We start from the raw sequence: 24,781 nt of genomic DNA on the forward strand, positions 1-24,781 counted from the left end.
CCTTGCTGTTTTGTCAATCAGCAAGGGCTAACGATTCATTAAGCTAATTGAACTAAGCCAGCGCCTTTCTGCAATACTCAACGCATTTTTGCACCTCTTTTACGGCATCAGAACCTTCAGGAATCTCGTATTCAAGCTCTATTGTGCCAGGAAACTTATACTTCTGCTCACTCATGAGTTGAAGTACTTCTGTTAGCGGTGTATCGCCGGTTCCCCACACCAGGTTCTTTTTCCCATGCTCAGGGTTCTGGCGATCCTTCATGTGCATGCTTAAAATGCGATCGGCCTTTGCTCTCACCATGCCCAGTGGATCAGTATTTCCTGCAGCTACAAAGTGGCCAAAGTCAAGATTCAACCCATTGTACTTCGACTGCTTCAAAGCCGTATCCCACAAAGTAGGGGTTTGTTGCTCGTGCCCATGGTAGCCAATTGACACTTTGTGCTTGGCCGCCAGGGTACCCAACCTGAGGGTCTGCACATCGTCGCTTGGGTGCTCCAGGGTAACGTGGCTGGCACCAAGCGCTTTTGCTGCCTTAAGCCCGTATATCACTTCTGCATCGGTATTGTCTTTGCCAAAGGCATTAGGTTTGAAAGCGTAAATCTGCACACCGGCGTCGTTGTACATTTTCTTCACCTGTGCAAACTTGTCCATGGAAGCCGTTGCTCTCCAGGCGGCCACTTCCTTGTTGTAAGCAGCCGACTGCGCCTGCAGGTCAGCCATTTGCTTCTTCTCATCGTCGGTAAGCTCTTCTCCTCTTCTTTGCTTGCCATACAGGCCAAACATAACCCTGCGGTCAATAGTGCTCTCAGGCTTGCCTGCAAAGCTTTCAGCCGGATCGCCCATTAGCTCCACGGCACTGATACCGCAATCCACGATGTACTTTAGTGTAGCCTCAGCACTTTGATCGGGCAGGCTGCGGAACGAATAGGTAATGACACCCAACTGAACTCCGTTGATCATGGAGTCAGGCTTGCCATAGCTTTTGATGATATTGGGAAAACCGCTTGCTCTTAAAAGCGACGGGGCTACTAAAATACCGGCCGCTGCTGTAGCCGACTTGCCTATAAAACTCCGGCGTGAAGCCAGGTGTTGTTCGTTATTTTTCATTGAAGTAGGTAGTTAAAATGACACGACGTATAAGACAAACAGAATTAATTCTCCCGGGTTTGCGCCAACTTGCCATTAGCCAAACATTCCAGGAGAACTAAGATACATGAATTTAGCTGTGCAAACGGCAATCAGCAAGCTTTTGGAGGTATAATAGACAATACGTCGTTTTTACACGATGGTCGGCAAGATTTACATGATTGACAGAAGACGGGCAGTGCTTCACAGCACATTCCTGGAGAAAAAATTTCACCAATCGGATTAATCGAATCCTCTTAGTCCCGAAGGGAGGCCACGCCTGTCAGGCTGATTTTTCGAGAATACTCAACATTGTTCACTGTAAGGACATAATTCTTTGACTTGCCTACTCTTTCAATACTAACTGGCTTCAGTCCTATCTCTGGCTGATATATGTAGAGCTGATTTCCAACTACATGCCATCTTGTATTCTGAAGTTTTGTAGCATAGTCATTTGCCCAGTCGTCGTTCACCGTGACCGTTTGCCCCTGCTGCACCCACAAATATTTGGGCTCATTTTTGCTTTGTATGGCATTAAAAGTGCCCTGAGCGCTCTTATTGTACCAATAACCGACAATGTTGTTTATTGAAATATACTCTTCGGCGCCATCAGTAGACACCATAAAATACTCCCCATCTTCAGCTATGCTCTCTTGAGCAAGTAGAGAAGTAGAAATCAGAAAGAGTGCGGAGAAAACAAGAAAGAAACACTTCATGGTAGCTTATTTTAGGTGGAAAATATCAGAAAGTTATCTGAAAAGCAAAAAACAAGCCAATATTGAATCTTTCTTATTTCAAATCCACAAGCTCGTGGTCTCTAGTACGTCTTCACCGATTTGAAAGCCTCCTGCGTCGTACAGAAGTAAAGATGTTTGTTTTTCAGTTGATGAACCCTGTTGATCGTATACAGTTGACCTGATTGCCCGACTTCAGATGGAAGCTCCAGCCACTCTTTACCGTTCCATTTGTAGATAAACCTTTTGCCAGAAAGGCCATCTACATAACCCAGCGATTTGACACTGAACAAAGTACCATCGTGGCCAACAAAGTCCGGGATCTTCCCTTCTATTTCTTTCCATGTTTGTCCTCCGTCGTCGCTTCTGATACCCTGATTGAACTGCTGATAGTTTCCGTTTACATCTACCCTCACGCCGAACAGAATACCCTCCTTGTCGATGCACGTCACATATTGTGAGCCTCCTTCAAAAAGCACAGAAGAAGCGGACCAACTGATTCCATCCGAAGACTTGCTCATATATGCGCTGAACTTCGGCACGCTGAAGCCCGTTCCGCCCAGGTAGTAGTCGTAATTATAACCGGCAATGGCGACAAGGCTTCCGTCACTGAGTTGCTGCACAGAATGGCCACTATAACTTGGGAAGCCAATAGAAGCTTCCTTCCAGATGGCACCGCCGTCGCTGCTTCTGTACACATTGTTACCGAATGCGTAAAGGTTTCCTTCAGCATCTTCATAAAGTGTGGAAAGCGTAGTTGATTGCTTCAGGTCGATGGGAAGAAGGCGCTCGTCGCTCAGCATTTCATACAGGGCACCATTGAGGATCATGAAAGTCTTGTCATTCGACGTCTCAATAGCGTCAGATAAAGGGGCCTCCTGACCAACGAGCGCTTCGCCAATCACTATCTTCTCATCGGTATCCAGATTATGTTCAACAAGGCCGTAAGCAAGTTTCCCTTCCGCCGGCCCTGCATAATAAACGGTTTCATCGGCGATAGCAGCAGAAAAATAGCCCCCACTCACATTGTTGTGGTAGCCCGGCGTCGCAAAAACTTCCCAGGCCCCGTTCGCATACTCGTAGATTCCATTGGGAGCAACCTGCAACACAAATACTCTTCCCGACGGCGATACCAAAACCTCCTGAGGATTCTGGTAGTTGGTCATTGCTCCCACAAAAGGCATAGTTGTCATTACACCATTTGAAGTTACCCTGGTTACACCGGCTGAGCTGGCGAAATAAAAGTTACCGTCGGCTGCTGCAAGCTGCTTTTTGTTTGGCAACCCTTTGGCTATGCCCGCCAACACCGTCCACTCGCCACTCGCCGGGTTGTGCTTGTGGAGGTCGCCTGTCTGAGCGTTGATAAAAAAAATCCCGCCACCAGGCGCCACATCCATAGCGGAGCTGTTGGCTGGGATTTGTACATCAACAAATGTCGTTGCCCCTTTTTTTCTCACCGATAGCTTGTTTTGGCTGGGGGTACTGCAATTACAGCCTATGAAGTAATATAGATTCCCAACCTCATCCAGGTAGGCTACATCGTAGTAGCCGCCTTCCGGGTGCTGCACCTTGTCAAGTGAAGTCCCGTCGAGCAGATAGAAAGTGTTGTCGTATTTAAGCAGCACCTGACCATCGTTGCTTACCTTATAAGGAACGCTCCGTGTGAAATTATTGGCTGCACTTGATAGCTTGCTCCAGGTGGCTCCTGCATCTTTGCTATAGTAAAACTCAACAGTGGTGTTTGTGACAAAACTAACTTTAGCTGCCATGTACTGCTTATTGGGGCTCACGGCAACATCCTGCACGGGAAACTGACCAAATTGCGGCACTGCGATGTTGAAAGCGCCGGTGGAAGAAGTAAGGTCTCCTTCGGGGTCGTCATCTTTGCCGCAGCCTGCCAGTATCAATACTGTGAGCAGCATCCAACCAAGGTTCTTCATATCATTTTTTGTTGCCAAAGTTAGCCTTGCTGATGCCTGTACGACATCCGTGCCGGACGGTATTTTAGAGGGGTGGGAAGGCGGTATGCCAGCCCATTGGAGCTAGAGCTAAACCTGTAAAAGCAAAAAAAAGAGGGTTGCACACCCTCCTTTCCATTTATTTCAAGTCCAATAATTATTCGTCTTTGAGCACATCCACCATATTGAGTCGGGCGGCAGTGTAAGAGCGGTAGCCCATAGTAACTACGGTAACGAGCAAAGTGACCCCGAGGGAAATAGCCACAATTTCCCAGCCAATGGTAATGTGATAAGCATAGCTTTCGAGCCACTTTTGCATACCTAGGAAAGTGCCTGTGGCCGATACTAAAAAGGCAATGAACAAAACAACCAAAATCTCTTTTGTAAAAATATTCAGTATTTGACCAACCGAGGCTCCCACTACTTTGCGAATGCCTATTTCCTTCCGCTTGGCATTTGCCATGTAGTCTGTAAGGCCATACAGGCCTATGGCACAAATCACTATGGCCATCAAAGCGAAGAACCTCATCACTTTGCCCATCACGTCCTCCATGCGGTACTGATTGGCAACTCTCTGGTCAAGGAAGTTATACTCAATAAGCAATTCAGGAAACACTTTCTCCCATTCTTCACTGACAATTGCCACGGCCGCTTGCCCTGCCTCGGGGTCGGAAGAAGCAAGTGCAATTGACAACTCATAAAAGCCGTTTGGTCCATAATTCATCATCACAGGCACAGCCTCCTGATGAAGTGAATTGGCATTGAACTCCTCCACCACTCCTACTATCTGAAATTTACCTCCCCAGGTTGCCTGAAACAGCTTTCCAAGCGCTTCCTGAGGGTTAAAAATCCCCATTTTCCGAATAAGGGTTTCGGTAACAACAACTCTTTGATTGATAATTGATTCACCCTGCGGCGACCTTTGATAGGTGTCAGTGGCATTCACATTTCTTCCAGCCACCAGTTTTATATCGAACAGATCCAGGTAGTTTTCATCTACCTCTTTCACGTTCACGGTAAATACCTCTTCCTCCCCTTTTTCAGGACTGAAATACTGGCCTGTGTTGTTGGTGCTTGCCAGCGGGCCTCCGAGGTTAAGGCTGGCCTGCGCTATTTCGGGGTGCTTCAATAACTCGGTTTTCAGCACTTCCGATCGCTTTAAATCGGGCTCGGGAAATTCTATGGTTATCACGCCTTCTCTTCTGAATCCCATATCCTGGCTGCGGAAGTAGTCAAGTTGAAAAATGACGATGATGGTACCCATGATAAGACCTATGGACACCGCAAATTGTGAGCCTACCAGCACTTTGCGAAGCGGGAACTTACTTTGCCTGTCAATGTTAGAAATTTTTGTCCTTATGGCTGTTAATGGTGAAAAACCTGAAAGGACAAAAGCCGGGTACAAACCGGACAATAAGGAGACCGCTGTGATCGAAACAGCACAGAAAACAAGCCAGTTGGTCAACGGAACGTCTTTTATAGTCATTGGGTAGTCGATCAGGTCGCCGGCTGCCGCAAGCATCACGTCAGCTATGAGAAAGCTAAAGCCATGGGCTAGTGCCACAATGATGAATGACTCCAACAGAAACTGAAGAATAAGCGCTGGGCGATGCCCGCCAAGCACTTTTCTAATCCCTACTTCTTTGGCTCTTTTTACCGCCCTGGCTGTAGAAATATTGATAAAATTGATACTGGAAATCATTATAAGCAATACAGCCAATGCAACGATAATCCTGATGGTCGCCGGTTCAAGAGACATGCCACTGTAGGTACCGTAGTCGGTGGTATGCACCTGGCTCAGTGGCTGTAAGAATACACTATAGCCGTCCAGTGTATTGTTTTTTTCTACCACATCCTTTATGCCCGCCTCGACAACGCTTTCCCGGGTTTGGCTATTCAGCTTAATCAGCGCCTGTGTATTGCCATTAAGCCTGTTCCATATCTTGCCTTCGCCAAAGTAGGCATTCACCCCTTCCTGGGCTTCGTAATACGCTACCATGTTAAACGGAAAGTCGGTCGATTTTGGGAAATCCCGGTAAACAGCTTTCACCACCAGGTCATGCTTGTTGCCAAGGTTAATAATCCGGCCCAGCGCCCTGTCGTACTCATTGTTGATATCAAAAAACTTTCGGGCGGTTGTTGCTGAAATAACTACCGAGTTAATATCTGACAGCGCATTGGCAGAGGAGCCAGCTACCCACTCGAAATCAAGGATTTCAAACACATCCTGATAAGCAAAGCCGATATCCTCTTCCTTGAGCTTTTTCAATGCTCCTCCTTCCTGGGGGATGTTTACCTGCGCCGAAAGTGAGTACAAATTTGTGGCAGCTTCAATGCCCGGGATTTCATTCTTTATAGCGCCGGACAATGGATGTGGAACAGTTGCAAATTTCACATCGTCGTCCCCACTTTTCCAGTGGCTCACAACCCTATAGACTTCATCCAGGTGACTTTGGTGCTTGTCGTAGCTTAGCTGCAGGGTAAGAAAAGAGTAAATGGCTATGACGCAGGAGGCACCCAAAGTAAGCCCTGTGAGACTTAGTACTGTGTAGGTTTTGCTCCTGAAAAAGTTGCGCAATGCGGTGAGAAAGTAGTTCCTAAGCATAGTAGTAGTGGTTTGTCCTCACCTCGAGAGAGCAAATAACTGTGCCAAAATCATATATTATTGATTTTCAATAAATTACATATAAAATAAATCAAACACTTGTACATAAATGGACACAGGGAAGAAAAAATTGTACGGTATTAAAGATTTCCAGACCATCATTTGTTGAAAACAAATTCTTTTGGTAGAATGCTTCACTATCCATCTTAATAATTAACCGCTAAGCATTGTCTGATACCGATCATTTGATCGACTGAATCCTGCTGCGGTTATTTTATGGTCGAAATTTTATAAATCTTTTTCCAGTCAGCATATACCGTTGCGATCCAAAAATGACCAACTTGAAATTATATAAGCCCTTTTTGTTTTTCTATGGAAAAATCAGCTAGCAACCCTTTGAAAAATGAAGTGTATGAGCTTATCAGTACCGATGAAAGTATTTATGAGACGATAGAAGAGCACGCACTCTCGGGCTTTTGGTATTTAGATCTCGATAACAAAACTAATTGGTGGGCCAACCCGAGGTTTTGGAGTTCTTTAGGATTTTTGTCCTCAAGTCAGAAAACCGAAGCACCCTACCCGCCTCTGGAAGAAATTCTTTTGTCAGATGATTTGACTAGCCTCCTCCAAACTATTGAAAATCTATCAAAAGAGAGTAGTTTTCTGCTTACCCTCAGATACCTCCACAAAAACAATCAGGTGGTTTCTTTTGAGGTAAATGCAAAAATTATCCGAGACGAAGCCGGAGATGCAAAGAGGCTTCTCGCATTTCACAACAAAAGTAAGGATATACCTTTTTTCGTCAATGAGCTTTACAACCAGGTGCTCTATTCCATTCATGAGGGTTATCAGCTTACCGACACGACGGGCAATATACTGGATGCCAATGATAGCTTTTGCAAACTGATTGGTTACACAAGAGGCGAGCTCTTGACCATGAACCTAACTCATTTGGCTGCTGAACTCACCCCTGATCAGGTTCAGGATTTCATTAACAAAGTTCTAGCCAAGAACGGTGACACAATATCTACAAAAGCCAGGACAAAAGATGGCCGCTTCATAGATATCGAAATCAGGACAACCCTTATCGATCATAATGGGAAGCCGCTACTGGCCTCTTTCGTACGTGACGTAACTGAACAGTTAAGAACTAATGAAAGGCTTGAAATAGCGCTTCAACGGTACAGCTCTCACCGCAATAATTCTCCATTGGGAACCGTAGAATATACAAAAGACTTGATTGTAACGCAGTGGTCAAGACAATGTGAGGAAATATTTGAGTGGACAGCAGATGAAATTCTAAGCGCCAACATTTCGGCCTTCCACCTCATTTACGAAGATGACATGGAGGCTGTTTCGAAAGTGGCCGCTGAGCTGATGTCGGGGAAGGTAGACGGCAACGTGTCCATCAACCGTAACTACACCAAGAGCGGCAAGATTGTCACTTGCATCTGGTACAATTCTGTTATCAAAAATGAAAAGGGCGAGACTATCGCTGTCATTTCGCTCGTGCAGGACATTACCCACGAGAAATACATTGAACACCAGCTGGTTGAGAGTGAAAGGGCACTGGATGTGTTCTTCAACAACTCTCTGTATGGCTTCTTTTTTATGATGCTGGATGAGCCCTTAGCATGGGATGACACAATGGACAAGGAAAAGGCACTTGAGTATGTGTTCGAACACCAAAGAATCACAAAAATAAACCAGGCCATGTTATCGCAATATGGTGCTCAAGAAAAAGAGTTCATTGGTTTAACCCCAAGGGATTTTTTTGACCATGACATTGATTATGGAAAAACTGTTTGGAAAGAATTGTTTGATAAAGGCACGTTAAAAGTGGATACGCTCGAAAAGCGTTTTGACGGATCAACTTTTTGGGTGGAGGGCGAATATGTGTGCCTTTACAACGCTGCCGGGGAAATTACCGGCCATTTTGGGATTCAATACGACGTCACGGAAAAGAAAGAGGCTGAATTAGGGCTGAAGGCAAGTGAAGAAAAGCTTAAAGAGGCGCAAAAAATTGCAAAAATTGGCGATTCTAGCCTCAACCTGCTCACAGGTGAATTCATTGTATCAGAAGGTCTCCTCGATATGGTGCAGTTATCTAAAGACGACGAAGCAGATCACAGGGAATGGCTTCGTGCGGCCCAGCATCCTGAAGACCGGCATAAATTGGAATTACTGATCAGGGAATGCATAGCAAATAACAAAAAAGTCATCCCTCCATTGGAAAATCGGTTGATAAGAAAAGATGGTGTGGTGATTTGGGTGAAGACGCAAGGGAAAATTACTTATGAAAATAACCAACCGTTCTTTATATTCTTCACCACCCAGGACATTTCAGAGAACAAGGCCATACAGGATCAGATAAAAGCCTCAGAGGAGCGATTCAGGTCACTGGTCGAAAATGGCAAGGATGGCCTGGCAATACTGTCGGCAGAAGGCGAAATTAACTATATGTCTCCCTCAAGTTTGGGCATACTTGGCTACAGTGATAAAGAGATGCAGGCAGCCAATTTGGTCGACATGGTTCACCCGGAAGATTTAGATAGTCTTACAAAGGCTTTTTACCTGGCAATGGGGCAACCGTCAACACCGGTGGCCGATGTACTCTACAGGGTCAGAAACAAGAAGGGTAAATGGCGCTGGATGGAAGGGTCGCTGACCAACTTCTTAGAAACCCCTCATATAGGTGGCGTTGTTAATAACTTTCATGACGTAACCCACCGGCTGGAAAACTCAAACCTTCTAAAGAAAATCAACAAACAGCTCAAAACAGCCCAAAAAATTGCCGGGCTTGGGTACTATGAGTGGAACTGGCAAGACAACACGGTTTTTTGGTCTGATGAACTTTACAACATCTGCAAAACCAATAAAATCCCTTCGGAAGCTGCCCTTTTTGCTGCCATCCATCCAGAGGATCAGCCGACTTTTACTGCCTATAGGAAAAGGTTATCAGAGGAAAAGTCAGAAACTACTATCGAATTTCGGTTTCTGATTGGAAAAGACCTCAGAAACTTCATGGTAAGAACTCTTCCCTTACTTGACGACAGCGGCAAAGTGATTGGCCTGGAAGGAACTGTTCAGGATATCACAGAAAGAAAAGAACGTGAACAAGAAATACTAAGGCTATCAACCTTTCCTTCCGAAAACCCAAATCCAGTGCTAAGAGTGCTGAAAGACGCCACGATTAGTTATTCCAACAAAGCCAGTCAGCCAATCCTGGAACACAAAACTTCAGGTAAAGCGCCAAAACTGCCTGAACATTTCCGGAAGTTTGTAAAACAAACTTTTAATGGCTCCGAAATATTGCGAACGGAATTATCGGTTGGCGGTATTACCTATTCTTTCACGTCAGCCAGAAGCGAGCAAGGCGATTATGTGAACCTTTACGGCCTGGATATCTCACCACAAAAGGAAATTGAAAAAGCCTTGAGAGAAAACGAATATCTGTTAAACGAAGTAGGCAGGATAGCCAAGATTGGCGGCTGGGAGCTTGATCCGAAAACAGGAGAAGGCACCTGGACAAGGGAGGTAACGGAAATACATGAGGTGACGCCGGAATACCAGTTTGAGCTTGGCCGGGGATTAGACTTCTATCTCCCTTCGTCTCGTAGCGCCATAGCCAAGGCAATCGATGAAGCTGCCCAACTTGGCAAGGCGTTTGACCTGGAGCTAGAGATTTGTACGGCAAAAGGCAATCATAAGTGGATAAGAATAATTGGAATCCCTGTGCTGACAGATGAAGGGGAAGTGAGACTCAGAGGCTCATTTCAGGACATTACTGTGCTGAAAAACGCCCAAAACAATATTCTGCTCGAAAAAGAACTTTCCGACAATATCATCAACAGTTTGCCCGGGACGTTTTATTTATATACCACTGAAGGGAAATTTTTACGCTGGAATAAGAACTTTGAAAAGGTCACGGGTTACAGCGGGGAAGAAATAGCCGCCATGCACCCTATCCAGTTCTTCCACGACAGTGAAAAGGAATTGTTGACAGAAAAAATAGGAAATGTATTTGTCGCCGGAGAAGACAGCGTCGATGCGCACTTCCTCACCAAAAGCGGCCAGATGATTCCCTACTATTTCACAGGCAAGGCCATTTCTTACGATGGTGAAACCTGTCTCATGGGAGTAGGTATTGATACGAGCGAACGAAAAAAAGCACTGGAAGCTTTGAAGCACAGTGAGGAACAGTACCGCTCGCTGTTCGAGAACATGAATGAGGGATTTGCTCTCTGCGAGATGGTTTATGAGAAAAGCAAAGCGGTTGATTTTAGGTATATACAAGTAAATAAAGCATTTGAGGACATTACTGGCCTGAAAAACCCGGTAGGAAAAAAAGTGTCGGAGTTGATCCCGGGAGTAGAACAAGCAAACCATGAGGAAATTGCATTATTGAGCAGAGTATGTGAAACAGGAATTCCTGAAAGATTTGAGGTCAAAGTAGAAGGGCTAAATGTATGGCTCTCCTCCTCCGTGTTCAGTCCAAAGAAGGGCTTTTTTGTGTCGATGTTTCAGGATGTTACCGAGCGTAAGCTAGCCACCATTGCCATTGAATCAAGTGAGCAGAGATTCCGGGCACTTGTCGAGCAGTCGCTCACAGGAATCTACATTTTCGATAAAGAGAAGTTCGTGTATGTGAACGATCATTTTGCAGACATGTTTGGCTATCGGGTTGACGAAGTGCTCGAAACTCTGAAGCCTACAGACGTCTTGACAGAATCAGAATATACAAGGTCGAGTGATCTTATTGAAAAAAGGCTAACCGGTGAGCTCGATTTTGTGCACTACGTGGCGAAGGGGCTTAAGAAAGACGGAACGACTATCTGGGTGGAAATTCACGGCTCAAAAATTGAACTCCAGGGTAAGAACGTAATCACGGGCACAGTGCTGGATATTACGGATCGGGTTAATTCCGAACACGCCATGAAGGAGCTTCTTAAAACAACGACTGATCAGAATACACGGTTGAAGGATTTCTCATTCATAACGTCTCACAATATCCGGTCGTCAGTATCGAACATACTGGGACTCACAGAACTCCTGATTCTGGATCCGACGAATGCTGAGTACCTGCGCATGCTGCGCACCAGCACGGAGAAATTAGACACAACCATCAGGAATATCAATGAGCTGATTCACTTTGAAAACGACCTTGGAGAAAAAGGCCTGATCGATTATAATATTCTTCAGTCCGTCAACAACGTGCTTGCACAAAACAACCAGGTAATCAAAGAGCAAGGGCTGGATATCAGAACCAACGTAGAGAAGCATTTAAGTATCAAGTGCGTACCTGCTTACCTTGATAGTATATTACAAAACCTTGTTACAAACGCTATAAAATACGGAACCACCGAACGCTCAAACATCATTGAAATCAACGGACAGAAGGTACGTGACAACATAGAGTTGCAAATAAAAGATTATGGAAGTGGCATTGATTTAGATAGATTTAAGGATAAATTATTTAAAATTGGGAGTCGATTCCATTCTTCAAGCGAGGGCCAGGGCCTGGGTCTCTACATGTCAAAGAGGCAAATAGAGTCAATGGGAGGAGATATAGAGGTGGAGAGCCAGCCAGGCAAAGGCACAACTTTTAAAGTTTATTTCAATGCAAAAGGGCCGGAGAATTTTTTTGATAGATGATGACGAGATCTTTTTGATGATCTCCACAGTGAACCTGAAGACTGTATGCAGCGATGTGGAGATACTTACGGCAACCAATGGGCAAGAGGGCCTGTTGCAACTCAACAGTGCCCAACCAAATGTGATTCTTCTGGACGTGAATATGCCAGTTATGGGTGGCTGGGAGTTTTTAGAAAAACTCTCAGGCGCCGGCATTGGAGTGAACCTGGACTTCCCGATATACATTACCACCTCTTCGGTAGATCCTGAGGATAAGCGAAGGGCCCAACTCCATCCACTCGTTAAAGGTTTCATTGAAAAACCACTCACGGCGGAGAAAATAAGAGAGATGGAAATATGCTAGCAATTCGCTAAAGCCAGCATATTTCAATTTCAGCTATTCCACCCTCAGGCTTTCAACGGGGTTGATACGTGAGGCCCGCAAAGTGTGATAGACAATGACCAGCGCAGCCACCAAAAGTGCGGCCATTCCGCTAACAACGAACAGACCGACGCCAATTTCGGTCCGATAAGCAAAGTTTGCCAACCACTTGCTCATCAGCCAAAGGGTAAGCGGCACCGACAACACAATAGCGACAAGCAGCTGAGAAATAAAGCTTTTAGAAAGCAATGCAAAAATTGTAATTGGAGTAGCTCCCATCACCTTCCGAATGCCAATTTCCTTGATGCGGCTGTTCACCACCAGCACCATAAGACCAAGCAGGCCTAAAATTGCAATCACTATAGAAAGGATTGTTGCTACGGTAATCAGCTTGTTGAGCCTTGCTTCATTTTCATATTGCTGTTGTATTTTTTGATCAACGAAGCTGAAATCCAGAGCTTCATTTGGGAAAATTGCCTCCCACTCCTTGTCAAGGATGTTTTGCACGTCCGCCAGGTTCGGTCCAGTGTAAGTAAACACCAACTTGGGAACCGGCGAATCTCCCACATTAAAGTCGGAGATTCCCTGCAAAATGGGCATGGCGTTTTCTGCTATCACGAGTGGCTCCACCTGGGAATGAAGGGAAGTGAAGTTGAAATTATCAGTCACACCAATGATCCGGTGTTCACCAAACTCTTTGCCTGGCAGTTTGTCGCCAATCGGGTTTTCGAGCCCAAAGTAGTCGGCCGCCGCCTGATTAACGATAATTGACTGGCGTTCATCGAGGCCATTTCCCTCTTCAAAATCCCTGCCCTCTTTTACCTTTATCCCAAATGACCTCAGGTAATTAGCGTCAACATTCAGGAAGGCAAAGCGTCTGAACACATTCTTGTCGTCGGTGTAAGCAAGCTGCGTCCATCCATTCGAGCCAAACACGTGGGTGGCCATGCCAATGTCGGTAACATCGGGGTGTTTTTGCAATGCCGCCTTCAGAAGCTTGCCATTTTCCATGCCCGAAGCTATCAACTGAGTAAGGCGCTGCGCAGCCGGATCCGGCTGAAGTGTAACCGAAACAGCAGATTTGTAAGTGAATCCAAGGTCTTTCTCTTGCATGAAGCTTACCTGCTTTCTCATGATCAGTGTGGTGCTGATGAGAAAAACTGTAACGAGAAATTGAAACACCAGCATGCCTTTTCGGGCCACGTGCCTTCCACCGCCCTGGCTTCCCCCCCTCAAAATAGACACTATGCGAAAACCCGATAGCACAAAGGCCGGGTAAATTCCGGCAGCGACGCCTATGGCCAGCCCAACACCCAGGTAAGCGAGCAGATGCCACCACTTGAACGTGTAAAATATTTGGGTTCCCGTTAATGCGTTAAATGTTGGAACAAGCAGTATTGTGAGAACCGTACCGACAGCCATGGCAATTAAAGCTAGCAAAAGGCTTTCGCTCAGGTATTGCACAACCAGCGTGCTTTGTCCGGCACCCAGCACTTTTCGCATGCCCACCTCACGGGCTCTGCGCAAAGATTGCCCAATAGACAGCGTTGCATAGTTAATGCAGGCAATAATGAGTACCAGTAAACCGATAGCACCAAGTATGTACACATATTGAGGATTGCTCACCGGAGCAAAACCAGCCGGCACATCGGGATTGAGGTGAATATCAGTGAGCGGCTGCAAACCAATATTGTACTGCCCTCTTTCTACTTCCTCGCTCAGGTACCCCATCACCACGTCCTGCATCTTGTCGTTTACGTTTTGCACATCAGCGTTTTCTCTGATCAGCACATATGTTTCGGCGAGCACACTGAACCAGGCATTCATAGCACCTTCTCCATAAAACCTTCTGCTGTTCTCCGCCGATACAGCAATATCGAATCGTATGCTGGAGGCATGCGGCATATCGGCTATCACCGCCGACACTTTAAAGTCCTCTATGTTTTCAGCGATTTGCAGGCTCAGCACCTTCCCCATCGGGTCGTCGTCGCCAAAATACTTTTTGGCATAAGACTCGGAGATAATCACGCTTCTCAACTCCTGAAATGGTGCCTCCCTATTCCCCGCTACTACTTCAAAGTCGAAAACCTTGAAAAAATCAGGGCTTATGACCGCCACCTGCTCGTCGATACGGTTCTCCCCTCTCCCCACCAGATGGTTTTCCTGAGTTATTCGCACTGCAGCTTCTACTTCCGGAAAGTTTTGCTCAAACAAATCTTCAAACCTGAGCGGAGTAACAGCGTTAAAAAATATCTTCCCCTCCCCATAATCTTCTTTGACCCAACTTCGATAAATCCGATCCTTTTTTGAGTGAAAATGGTCGAAGCTTAGCTCTTGCTTTACGTAGAGCCCCATCAGCAGAAAGCAGGCAATGCCAATTGTAAGGCCTACCAGGTTGATAGCTGTGTTGACTTTGTCCCTTGCCAGCACCCTAAAAGCGATTTTGAAATTGTTAGCTGTCATCATAAATATTGAGTTTTTGAGTCTTTTCGATTTTCCTATGGCCGAAATCCTGAGCGATCGAATCACGAGCCACACGTATGTCAAATCAGCGGCTCGCTTTCCGCTCTCAAGCCGGCGCTTTTGATACACCTCATACAGGTCGCCCTGCAGGTCTTCCAGAAGGTCGGGGTGGCAATACCACTCCAGAAACCGATCAGCCCACCTTGGAGGATTGGAACTCATGAGCTCTGAATCGTTAGCAACTTTTTATAAAGGCCCATTCTTACCAGCATCGTTTCATCGATCACTTTGCGGCCGGCTACTGTTAGCGTAAAAAAGCGTTTTCTTCTTCCTCCCCTGTCGGCAGTGGCGCCGCCCATCGACGATGTGACAAATCCCTTGGCCTCCAGCCGTCGGAGCACTGAGTGTATGGCGGTAACATCGGGCTTTCTACCAGCATGATCGGCAATCTCCTCAAGGATAGTTACAGCGTAGGCCTGCCCTGCCAATGAGCCCACGGTCAAAAGCACAAGCTCCTCCAGTTCGCCTAATGATTCTCTTTTCATGACTGCACAATTTATTTATTGTACAAAGATACAAATTAATAACTTAATTGTTTTTTGTACAACAAATTAACATTTGTTAACACCGGACAGGCGATAAAGTCATCAAACGAGTCAGGAAATCACTGATGCCCCAGCTTCTATTGAAATGTCGTAGAAGGAAGGTGCTGCATGGAATTGTTTGGTAAATGAGAGGTCGACGTGGCGCTTGAATTCCTCTTCAAACTCCTTTTTTACGATGTTGATGGTGCATCCACCAAATCCCCCTCCCATCATCCTTGCGCCCAGTATTTCGTCGGGAAACCTGGCCGCTTCAGCTGCGAGAAAGTCCAGTTCCCGGCAGCTTACCTCGTAGTCGGACGAGAGCCCACGGTGCGTATCATTCATTTTTTTTCCGAACGCCCGCAAATCGCCCTTTTTTAAGTCAAGGGCAGCAGCCTGCGTACGTTGTATTTCTCCAGTCACAAACCTGCACCTGCGGAAGACATTCTCCGGGAGCTCATCAGCCAGTTCTTCTACCTCAAACGAATTAAAGTCTCTAAGGGAGTTTGCCTCAGGTTTATGCTTTTTAAGAACCGTAACTCCCAACTCACACTCAAGTCGCCTCGTATTGTACTCAGAGCTGGCCAGAGAGTGCTTCACCCGTGTATCGATAAGCAAAAGGCTGTGTTCTTCAAGTTGAAGCGGATAATAGTCGAATGTAAGATCACGACAATCGAGCAACATGGCATGGTCTTTCTTTCCCATTTTGCTGGCGAACATGTCCATGATGCCACATTTGACTCCGACATATTCGTGTTCAGCCTTTTGAGCTATATTAATAACATCCCAGGGCTCGACAGACAGCCCAAACAATTGCGTCAGGGCCGTTCCAAAACCAACCTCAAGGGCTGCTGATGAAGACAGGCCAGCCCCATTCGGGATGTCGCCGCCAAACACGCAGTTAACGGCCGGCACATCGAAACCACGCTGCTGCAACCCCGCCACTACGCCGCTAAAAAAGTTAGTCCACGCCGGATTGGACTTCGGCACCAGCTTTTTGTGGTTGACCAGCGCTCCCTTGTTAATGTTCAGAGCGAAAAGGGAAGTTTCGGGCCTGGTTGAAGGCGACATAGCAAAAATAATCTCCCTGTTGATGGCTGCAGGAAACACAAAGCCATTATTGTAGTCGGTGTGCTCGCCGATCAGGTTGATCCGGCCAGGTGCCCGCACAAGAATGGCTGGACTTGAGCCGTAAAGCTCTGTGAATGTTCTTGATATTAATGCTTTATAATCAAGTTCCTCAAACATTACCGTCGTTTAGATTTAATCAGCCGGAACCAACATTGCCCCGATAGTGCTTCTTCTTTAAAAGTGTTCAAATATACAAGCAGTTTATTATTTCGAATACACGACGGTTGAAATTGAAGTTTTGGAGAATACAATTGCCACTCATTATTTATTAATAACGAGCACCGAGGAGCTATTGTCAACTATTTAACGTACCTTTGCGCCAGGTTCTCAGTTGACAGGCCAATTATTTCACATACTCAGCCTGCCGCACGCTTCAAGTCGATGTCTGCCATTCAACCAAGGATCTTTTAAGGACAGACTGCTGATTGTGACCCTTCCCGGCTCGTTATCAGCCATATTTAAACAAAAAACATTAATGACATTTGAAAATCTAGGGCTTGTTGAGCCCATTCAGAAAGCCCTGAAGGCTGAAGGCTATGTTACGCCTACGCCTATTCAGGCCCAAGCCATCCCACATCTTCTTGAAGGTAGAGACTTACTGGGCTGCGCACAAACAGGCACAGGAAAAACCGCTGCCTTTGCTATTCCCATTTTACAGAACATTTACACTGCCAGAACCGAACAAAGAGGTATCAAAGCGCTTATTCTTACTCCAACGAGGGAATTGGCAATACAGATTGACGAAAGCTTTGCCGCCTATGGCAAGTATACCAGAATCAGCCATACAGTAATATTTGGTGGCGTGTCGCAAAATGCGCAAACCAATGCCCTCCGCAGGGGTGTTGACGTTCTTATTGCTACTCCGGGTCGTTTGCTTGACTTGATGAACCAGGGTTTTGTTCGCCTCGACAGCATCCAGTTTTTCGTATTGGACGAAGCGGACCGCATGCTCGACATGGGATTTGTACACGATGTAAAGAAAGTGATCGCCAAAATCCCTGCTAAAAGACAAACGCTTTTCTTCTCGGCCACTATGCCGCCCGAAATTGTAAAGCTGTCTGACAGCCTTCTTACAAATCCGGTGAAAGTAGAGGTTACGCCTGTGTCTTCAACAGCCGAAAAAATAGAGCAATCGCTGTTCTATGTGGAGAAAAGAGACAAGAAGCACCTGCTTAACCATATCCTGGAAAATAAGAGCATTGAAACCGCCCTGGTTTTCACCAGAACAAAACATGGTGCCGACAGAGTAGTGAAAGACCTTAACAAAGAAGGAATTACTGCCGAAGCCATTCACGGCAACAAGTCGCAGAACGCACGTCAGCGTGCCCTCGCTAACTTCAAAACCCGTAAAACAAGGGTGTTAGTAGCTACCGACATCGCCGCCAGAGGTATCGATATCGATGAGCTGACTCATGTATTCAACTATGAGCTGCCTAATATTCCTGAGACTTACGTGCACAGAATCGGAAGAACGGGACGTGCGGGAGCTGATGGAAAAGCAATTTCCTTTTGCGAGAGAGAAGAGAGACCTTATTTGAAGGACATCCAAAAGCTGATAGGAAAGACCATTCCGGTAATTGACGAGCACCCATTTGTGAATGCAACGCCTGTACCTACGTCCAGCGAAGTCTATTCATCAAGACCCAAGTCTGGTTCCAGCGGCAACTCGGCGTCGTTCAAAAAGAAGTGGAACAACAACGGAAGGCCAAACAATAACGGGAACAGATCTTCGGACAGGCCGCAGCGGGATTCTTCGCAATCCACTGCGATGCCTTCACGGTTTTCGAGGTATTAAGAATTGATAGAATGTATTTTAAAAAAGGGCTTCGGCCCTTTTTTCATGTCTATACTTATCGGGAATTGCGTCAATCAAACCGTTGTAAGTGAAAGTGCAAAAAAAAACTAGCCGCCCTTTGAAAGAGCGGCTAGCCAGATTGATAAGCGGATTAATGAATGTTTTCAGTATAATTTACAGTCTGCTTTGTGCTTAAAAATCGAATTTTTGGTCTTTAACTACAGTGTTATTGTATGATACAGTGAAACGAACACCCGCTCCTTTGATTTGGCTTAAGTCGTACACTCTTGTGAAGAAATCAGCTGATTTCACGTCCTCAGTGAACAAAAGTTCATCCTGACCACCATAGATAGCCACTGAAAGAGGCGAGCTCACTGATGCACTTGATCTAAGTACCATTTTCTTAGTATCGGCATTAGGGCTAAGCGCCACTTGCTGACCCAACTTGTCAACTTCGGAAACGTGGTGTACAGTTTGAGCCACTTTCTCTCCTTTTGAAACCACTTCAAAAGTGTAATATCCTGAAGGAACGTTTGAAAGGTCGAAGTTTTGAGCAAAACCGTCAGCCACTCTAACTGATCCCTTGTGAACAGACACGCCTTTTTCATCCAAAACGTTAACCGTTACATTCTGCTTGCCTTCACTCTTATATATAAGTTTGTAAGAGTCGTTCTTATTGTAAGAGATCACCTTCACAGCAGATGAAGCCTTAAGTGAGTCTCCTCCGGCAAATGCAACACTAGAAGTACCCATAGCTACTAGGAGTACAGCAATAAAGTTCTTTGTCTTTTTCATAACTTTTCGTTTTTGAGCTTATCAATTATATATCAAAAGACGTAATAGTTATGATTTTGTTCAAATAAATGGCATTAATCTTAAATGAATATATGGTTAATATATGAAATTTTACGAATTCATTAAAATATCACTTTTTCGTAACCGTTTGCGCTGGCAGTTACGCTAATGCAAACGTCTGATTTTTATAATTTTTACATAAAATATTTTTCTCCATGTAGTTTATTCCGATTTATTTCAAATAATAGCCTATTAGCAGAATATTATTCTGGTTTAAGCATCTCGAAACTGATTGCATAAATCCCGGAATCGCTTGCGGTGGGAATTTCGTTCTGACAAGGCGAAATCAAAAGATCGGAACAAAAGAAATGGAGGAAGGAATTGGCAGGACGGATTACCTATCTATAGTCCTCACTTTTCTCCTTTGGGTGTGTGAAAATCGTAGATGGCTCTATTTTGAAAGCCAAATCTTTGCCTGTTATCGGGTGTTTTATGTAAAGCTGGGTGGCCATTAATCGAATCTGCCTTTTGAAAGCATTACTCGCTCCATATTTGTAGTCGCCTACTATGGGGCAGCCAATATGACCGAGGTGTACCCGTATTTGGTTTTTCTTGCCCGTAGCCAGCTCTACTTCTACCATGTGATATCTCCCTATCCTCTCCTTATAAGTATAATAGGTAACTGCTTCCTTGGTATTGGGTCCGGGCGTGGTGGCCACAAACATCTTCAAGCCTCTTTCTTCCAACAACGTGCTAATGGTGCCTTTTTTGGGATTGGGCTCCTTTTCAGTGATGGCTATGTATTTTTTAGAAAACTGATGCCAGTTGGCTTTCAATTTTTCCTGTATCTCTTCGCTTTTTGCAAAAACAACCAGGCCGCTTACTTCTTTATCGAGCCTGTGCACAGGGAAGGCGCTCTGCGCACCTTTGGTAGCGTCCTTTACATAGTCGTCTACCAGCTTGTGCATCGTAGGCCGCCGTGTGATGCCTTCGCCGGCAGTGATGAGGCCCACCGGCTTGTCGCAAACAATGATATACTGATCCTGCCAAATAACACGAAACGGTGCCTTCACGTTAAGAGAGGGCTTCTCCTGCTTTTCAATATTAACAAGCTGACCGGTTTTGACGGGTGTATCGGCCATCCGAACCTGCTCCCCGTCGAGCGTCACGTTGGCAAACTTGAGCATTTTGCGCAGCTTGGTTGTGGAAGTGCCTGCGTAGGCGTCACCCAATATTTCCAGGATGGTGCCGTCTCTTTTCGCTAAATGCTTCATAATTATCGTGTGAATCTTAAAAACGTTCCCAAAGGCAGCCTTTGCCCTGACGTGGACGGCAGGTAGAACTCCCCGAACTGCATATTATCTGGCTGAAAGAATGACTCAACCAGGTTGGCTGAGACCAATGCCGAAAGCCCCATGCTGTACATATTAAGGACAAGAAACGCTTGTCGGGGTGCCAACAGTTGGCCGCACAGCTCCATCAGCTCTGTCAAACTCTCTTCAATCACCCATTTCTCACCATCGGGACCTCTGCCATAGGCGGGTGGGTCGAGTATAATGCCGTTGTATTGTTTGCCCCGCTTCACTTCCCTTTTCACAAACTTCAGGGCGTCTTCCACTACCCACCTGATGTCTTTCAAACCACTGGCTTGCTGATTGTCATTGGACCAGGTGATCATGTTCTTGACTGCATCTACGTGTGTTACTTCGCTGCCCGCAGCCCTGGCTGCCAAAGAGGAGCCGCCGGTGTAGGCAAACAGGTTCAGCACCTTTCCCGGCTCAGGCCACGCTTTCACCGTATCGTATATGAAGTCCCAATTCTCGGCCTGCTCCGGAAAAACGCCCACATGCCCGAAAGAGGTAAACTGCAGCGACATGGTGAGCTGCATGTCTTTATACAGGTACTTTAAAGGCCAGCGATGATTGAGCTTCTGTGAATACGTCCAGCCTTCATCTTCTCTGCTGCTCTTCCTCGCCTTCGCCGAGTCCCGCACAAATACCGCAGATGCCTGCTTTTTCCATTCGTCGTCCGACAACTTCTTTTTCCAAATAGCCTGAGGCTCGGGCCGGATGAGCGTATACTTTCCAAACCGCTCCAGCTTCTGAAAGTCGCCAGAATCGATCAGTTCGTAGTCTTGCCAATGTCGGGGAAAAAGAAGCTGCATAGGTAGCACCTGGAAGTAAGGTGCAAAAGTAACGGAATTGTTGGAATTGGACGCCTTCTCGTTTCACATTCAGGGCAAACGCATTTAAAACCATTTGGCTTCGAAATTCTTCTTTTTACCCCGTTCCACGTCGGTAGCCCTAAAGGGAAAGGCGAATTTCAAAGCTGTTTCACCCTTAAGGGTCGCCGACGTGGAACGAGGTAAAAAAACAGCTTTGAAAAAAATTTGACTCCTTTTTGTTTTAAATGCGTTTGCCCTGTTTCACATTACGCAATGCAGCCCACCTGGCGATTTAGTTGTTGCCGTGAGATGAACTTTGCACAATACCCTGTACTTTTGCTTTCCATGATTCTTGAAATATCAAGTCCACAGAACCAACACATTAAAAACCTGATCGCCCTTCAGAAGCCCAGGGAGCGCAAGGAACAGCAAGCGTTCGTTATTGAAGGAGTCCGTGAGATTTCGCTCGCTCAGCAAAGTGGCTACGAACTACAGGAGATCTACCTCAACCCGAACCTGTACCAGGCAGATCCCCATTACCCTATCTCCTTCGAGCATTCTACTACCTACCACCTGAGCAACCTCGTTTTCTCAAAAGTTGCCTACAGAGAAAGTACGGGCGGGGTAATCGCTGTCGCTGCCACCAGGTCGCTTAGCCTTGCTGATTTACCCAAAAAAGACAACCCCCTTTATCTGGTACTGGAAAATGTGGAAAAGCCTGGCAACATTGGAGCGATGCTTCGGACGGCCGATGCCGCCGGGCTCAGCGGGGTAATCGTGTGCGATCCTAATACCGATTTTTTCAACCCCAACGTAGTGAGGTCAAGCGTAGGTTGCCTTTTCACCGTACCGGTTGCATCGGCAAGCAACCAGGATGCAAAAGATTGGTTTGCAAGCCACGGCATCACCACGTATGCGGCAGCTTTGACCGACAAAGCCATGCCCTATCACACATTTGATTATAAAAAGCCTTCGGCCTTGCTGCTGGGCACGGAAGCTACCGGCCTCTCCGATTTTTGGCTACAAGAGGCTAATCAGCAGGTGATTATACCAATGAAAGGCAAAATCGACTCTATGAACGTTTCGAATGCGGCCGCCATTCTCATCTACGAGGCGCTTCGTCAACGTGATTTTGGCTAAGTACTGCTAAGCAGCCCCGCCTTCAGACCGGGTTTTTGGAACCACTTTCTTCTGCGAATCTGTATGAAAAACAGCGCCAGGTCAACACTGAAAGTGGCAACCAAACCGAAATCAATCCATAAAATTAGCCATGCTTACAATCGAATTCTATTACTTTGAACTCCAATAATGAAGTTTGCATGAAATGAAAAACAGAATGTTTTTTTTCGCCGCTCTTTTGGTAACAGCACATGGTGCCTGGTCTCAAAATGCTGAAAGGCTCAATGAAAAATTAGAGGATTGGTACTTTGGAACTATCGTAATGGCCTCCGGAGACGTGATCGAATGCGACTTTGCGTATAACCCGCTTACCATAGAAGGCCTGCTGCAATTCAGCTACGAAGGAGTCAACTACACGGCTGGCCCCAGCAAGGTCTCATCCTTTAGCTTTTATGATGAAGAGCGTAATGTCTATCGCAAGTTCCAATCCTTCCCAGTCTACAGCGAGATGACAGAGATGACAAATGAAATTTTCATGGAGATACTTCACGAAACGCAATTCATTTCACTGGTTGGGAGGAAAACAACTGGACTGAAGCCAGGCTACGGCTTCAATGCCAATGCTGTGATAACTCAGAAAAACGTTATCAAGGGTTATGAAAGATACTTCATTGATATGACCACTGCCAGGTTACATGAAATGACCAAAAAAGAGTTTTTCAAACTTACTTCAGATAAAAAACCTGAGATAAAGTCCTTTATGAAAGAAGAACATGTTCAACTAAATGACTCAGCTGACTTCATAAAATTGATGGAATTCTACGCCTCCTTGAAATTATATTGAAAAGACCCGATTAGTGTTGTGTATGATGACACCAGAAACCTTTAGAGTGGAAGCCCACCGCCTCGTCGACTGGATGGCAGATTTTCTCGAAAACATTGAGGAATATCCCGTAAAACCCGCCATAAAGCCTGGCGACATTATCAAACAGCTACCGGCTTCCTCTCCTCTTCAAGGCGAAAGCTTTGACAGCCTCTTTAAAGATTTCCAAAGCATCATTATGCCCGGGGTTACGCATTGGCAGCATCCTCATTTTCACGCCTATTTCCCTGCCAACGGAAGCTACCCCTCCATTCTAGCAGAAATGCTAACCACCACACTGGGTGCCCAATGCATGATTTGGGAGACATCACCAGCAGCAGCAGAGCTGGAGGAGATGGTAATGAACTGGCTCAAAGAAATGATGGCATTGCCCGCTACATGGCACGGAGTCATTCAGGATACCGCCTCCACGGCGACCCTCGTGGCGCTTCTCACGGCCAGGGAAAAACAGAGCGGCTTCCGGGTGAACGACGAAGGCTTCAATGGGTCAGAAAAGTACCGGGTATACTGTTCCAGCGAAACCCACTCCTCTATAGAGAAGGGTGCCAAAGTCGCTGGCATAGGAAAGAAAAATGTGGTAAAGGTGCCTGTAGACAACCTGCTGGCGATGAAGCCTGACGAACTGGAAGCGGCTATAAAAAAGGATATACAGGCAGGGTACACGCCGTTGGCAGTGGTGGCTGCTATCGGCACCACCAGCACTGTCGCCGTCGACCCTTTGAAGGCGATTGGCGCTGTTTGCAGTAAATACAATGTTTGGCTGCATGTCGACGCTGCTTATGCAGGCACAGCGCTGCTGCTGCCAGAGTGCCGCTGGATGATGGAAGGTCAGGAGTTGGCCGACAGCTTTGTGTTCAATCCGCACAAATGGATGTTTACGCACTTCGACTGCACGGCTTATTTTGTGAAGGACAAGGAAGCGCTTATTCGCACTTTTGAGATCCTGCCCGAATACCTCAAAACCGCCACCCGTGGACAGGTGAACGACTACAGGGATTGGGGTGTGCAACTGGGCCGCCGTTTCAGGGCTTTGAAACTGTGGTTTGTCATTCGCTCCTTTGGCATCGATGGACTGCAAAAGACCCTGAGAGGACACATGTCCTGCGCTGAAGACTTCGAGGCTAAAGTGGTGAGCCACTCAGATTTTGAGCTCATTCTGCCACGATCATTGAATGTAGTGGTCTTCCGTTTTCAGCCAGCCAATGAAAATAACTTAGAAAAGCTCAATCAACTGAATGAGCAGCTGATAAAAACCCTGAACACTTCCGGGAAAGTCTTTCTCTCCCACACCAAAGTGAAGGGCATTTACTGCATCAGAATGGTGCTCGGCAACACCAGGCTGGAGCAAAGGCATGTCGACGAAGTGTGGGCATGGATAACTGATGCCGCCAAGTCGCTTTAAACTATT

At 46.1% G+C, this 24,781-nt stretch carries 16 protein-coding genes; 6 read left to right on the forward strand and 10 right to left on the reverse strand.

Features of this window, described 5'->3' with window-relative positions:
* Positions 1-52: 52 nt before the first annotated feature.
* The 4 genes from ACMVP2_RS03400 to ACMVP2_RS03415 form a co-directional block, all read right to left on the reverse strand.
* Entirely contained in the window at positions 53-1,108 is a 1,056-nt protein-coding gene (locus ACMVP2_RS03400; RefSeq protein WP_416866716.1) for a sugar phosphate isomerase/epimerase family protein, read from the reverse strand.
* Between the two features lie 275 nt (positions 1,109-1,383).
* Positions 1,384-1,842 (reverse strand): hypothetical protein, encoded by a 459-nt coding sequence (locus ACMVP2_RS03405; RefSeq protein ID WP_416866717.1) that lies wholly within the window; start codon positions 1,840-1,842, stop codon positions 1,384-1,386.
* 101 nt (positions 1,843-1,943) lie between these two features.
* Entirely contained in the window at positions 1,944-3,800 is a 1,857-nt protein-coding gene (locus ACMVP2_RS03410) for a hypothetical protein (RefSeq protein WP_416866718.1), read from the reverse strand.
* A gap of 175 nt (positions 3,801-3,975) precedes the next feature.
* The gene (locus ACMVP2_RS03415) at positions 3,976-6,423 is read right to left on the reverse strand and encodes an ABC transporter permease (RefSeq protein ID WP_416866719.1); all 2,448 of its coding nucleotides are present in this window, start codon (positions 6,421-6,423) and stop codon (positions 3,976-3,978) included.
* A gap of 372 nt (positions 6,424-6,795) precedes the next feature.
* Here ACMVP2_RS03415 and ACMVP2_RS03420 point away from each other — a divergent pair, with 372 nt between their 5' ends.
* Both ACMVP2_RS03420 and ACMVP2_RS03425 read left to right on the forward strand, forming a co-directional pair.
* Positions 6,796-12,078: a PAS domain S-box protein gene (locus tag ACMVP2_RS03420; protein ID WP_416866720.1), complete on the forward strand. Its 5,283-nt coding sequence runs from the start codon at positions 6,796-6,798 to the stop codon at positions 12,076-12,078.
* Positions 12,044-12,421, forward strand: coding sequence for a response regulator (locus ACMVP2_RS03425; protein ID WP_416866721.1), 378 nt, complete (start codon positions 12,044-12,046; stop codon positions 12,419-12,421). Before ACMVP2_RS03420 ends, ACMVP2_RS03425 begins: the two co-directional genes overlap by 35 nt.
* 33 nt (positions 12,422-12,454) lie before the next feature.
* Here the strand turns inward: ACMVP2_RS03425 and ACMVP2_RS03430 are convergent, their stop codons facing one another.
* The 3 genes from ACMVP2_RS03430 to galK form a co-directional block, all read right to left on the reverse strand.
* Positions 12,455-15,124: an ABC transporter permease gene (locus ACMVP2_RS03430; protein ID WP_416866722.1), complete on the reverse strand. Its 2,670-nt coding sequence runs from the start codon at positions 15,122-15,124 to the stop codon at positions 12,455-12,457.
* The gene (locus tag ACMVP2_RS03435; protein ID WP_416866723.1) at positions 15,121-15,447 is read right to left on the reverse strand and encodes a PadR family transcriptional regulator; all 327 of its coding nucleotides are present in this window, start codon (positions 15,445-15,447) and stop codon (positions 15,121-15,123) included. Before ACMVP2_RS03435 ends, ACMVP2_RS03430 begins: the two co-directional genes overlap by 4 nt.
* A 111-nt stretch (positions 15,448-15,558) precedes the next feature.
* Positions 15,559-16,734 carry a galactokinase gene (galK, locus tag ACMVP2_RS03440; protein ID WP_416866724.1) on the reverse strand — a complete coding sequence of 392 codons (1,176 nt, stop codon included), beginning with the start codon at positions 16,732-16,734 and terminating at the stop codon, positions 15,559-15,561.
* 358 nt (positions 16,735-17,092) lie between these two features.
* On the opposite strand from galK, the gene ACMVP2_RS03445 reads away from it, so the two are divergent.
* Complete coding sequence (locus tag ACMVP2_RS03445) at positions 17,093-18,412, forward strand: DEAD/DEAH box helicase (protein WP_339788687.1); 1,320 nt, start codon at positions 17,093-17,095, stop codon at positions 18,410-18,412.
* Positions 18,413-18,604: 192 nt separating this feature from the next.
* Here the strand turns inward: ACMVP2_RS03445 and ACMVP2_RS03450 are convergent, their stop codons facing one another.
* The 3 genes from ACMVP2_RS03450 to ACMVP2_RS03460 form a co-directional block, all read right to left on the reverse strand.
* Positions 18,605-19,207, reverse strand: a complete 603-nt coding sequence (locus tag ACMVP2_RS03450; protein WP_339788690.1) for a hypothetical protein — start codon at positions 19,205-19,207, stop codon at positions 18,605-18,607.
* A 398-nt stretch (positions 19,208-19,605) separates the two neighbouring features.
* Positions 19,606-20,481: an RluA family pseudouridine synthase gene (locus ACMVP2_RS03455; RefSeq protein ID WP_317487664.1), complete on the reverse strand. Its 876-nt coding sequence runs from the start codon at positions 20,479-20,481 to the stop codon at positions 19,606-19,608.
* Positions 20,482-20,483: 2 nt separating this feature from the next.
* Positions 20,484-21,371: a class I SAM-dependent methyltransferase gene (locus tag ACMVP2_RS03460; protein ID WP_416866725.1), complete on the reverse strand. Its 888-nt coding sequence runs from the start codon at positions 21,369-21,371 to the stop codon at positions 20,484-20,486.
* A gap of 309 nt (positions 21,372-21,680) precedes the next feature.
* On the opposite strand from ACMVP2_RS03460, the gene ACMVP2_RS03465 reads away from it, so the two are divergent.
* From ACMVP2_RS03465 to ACMVP2_RS03475, 3 genes are all read left to right on the forward strand, one after another.
* Complete coding sequence (locus tag ACMVP2_RS03465; RefSeq protein WP_416866726.1) at positions 21,681-22,511, forward strand: TrmH family RNA methyltransferase; 831 nt, start codon at positions 21,681-21,683, stop codon at positions 22,509-22,511.
* 184 nt (positions 22,512-22,695) lie between these two features.
* Positions 22,696-23,334 carry a hypothetical protein gene (locus ACMVP2_RS03470; RefSeq protein WP_416866727.1) on the forward strand — a complete coding sequence of 213 codons (639 nt, stop codon included), beginning with the start codon at positions 22,696-22,698 and terminating at the stop codon, positions 23,332-23,334.
* A 22-nt stretch (positions 23,335-23,356) separates the two neighbouring features.
* Positions 23,357-24,775 carry a pyridoxal phosphate-dependent decarboxylase family protein gene (locus ACMVP2_RS03475; protein ID WP_416866728.1) on the forward strand — a complete coding sequence of 473 codons (1,419 nt, stop codon included), beginning with the start codon at positions 23,357-23,359 and terminating at the stop codon, positions 24,773-24,775.
* Positions 24,776-24,781 lie beyond the last annotated feature (6 nt).

Origin of the sequence: Imperialibacter sp. (assembly GCF_048007035.1) — a bacterium.
Taxonomy (GTDB): domain Bacteria; phylum Bacteroidota; class Bacteroidia; order Cytophagales; family Cyclobacteriaceae; genus Imperialibacter.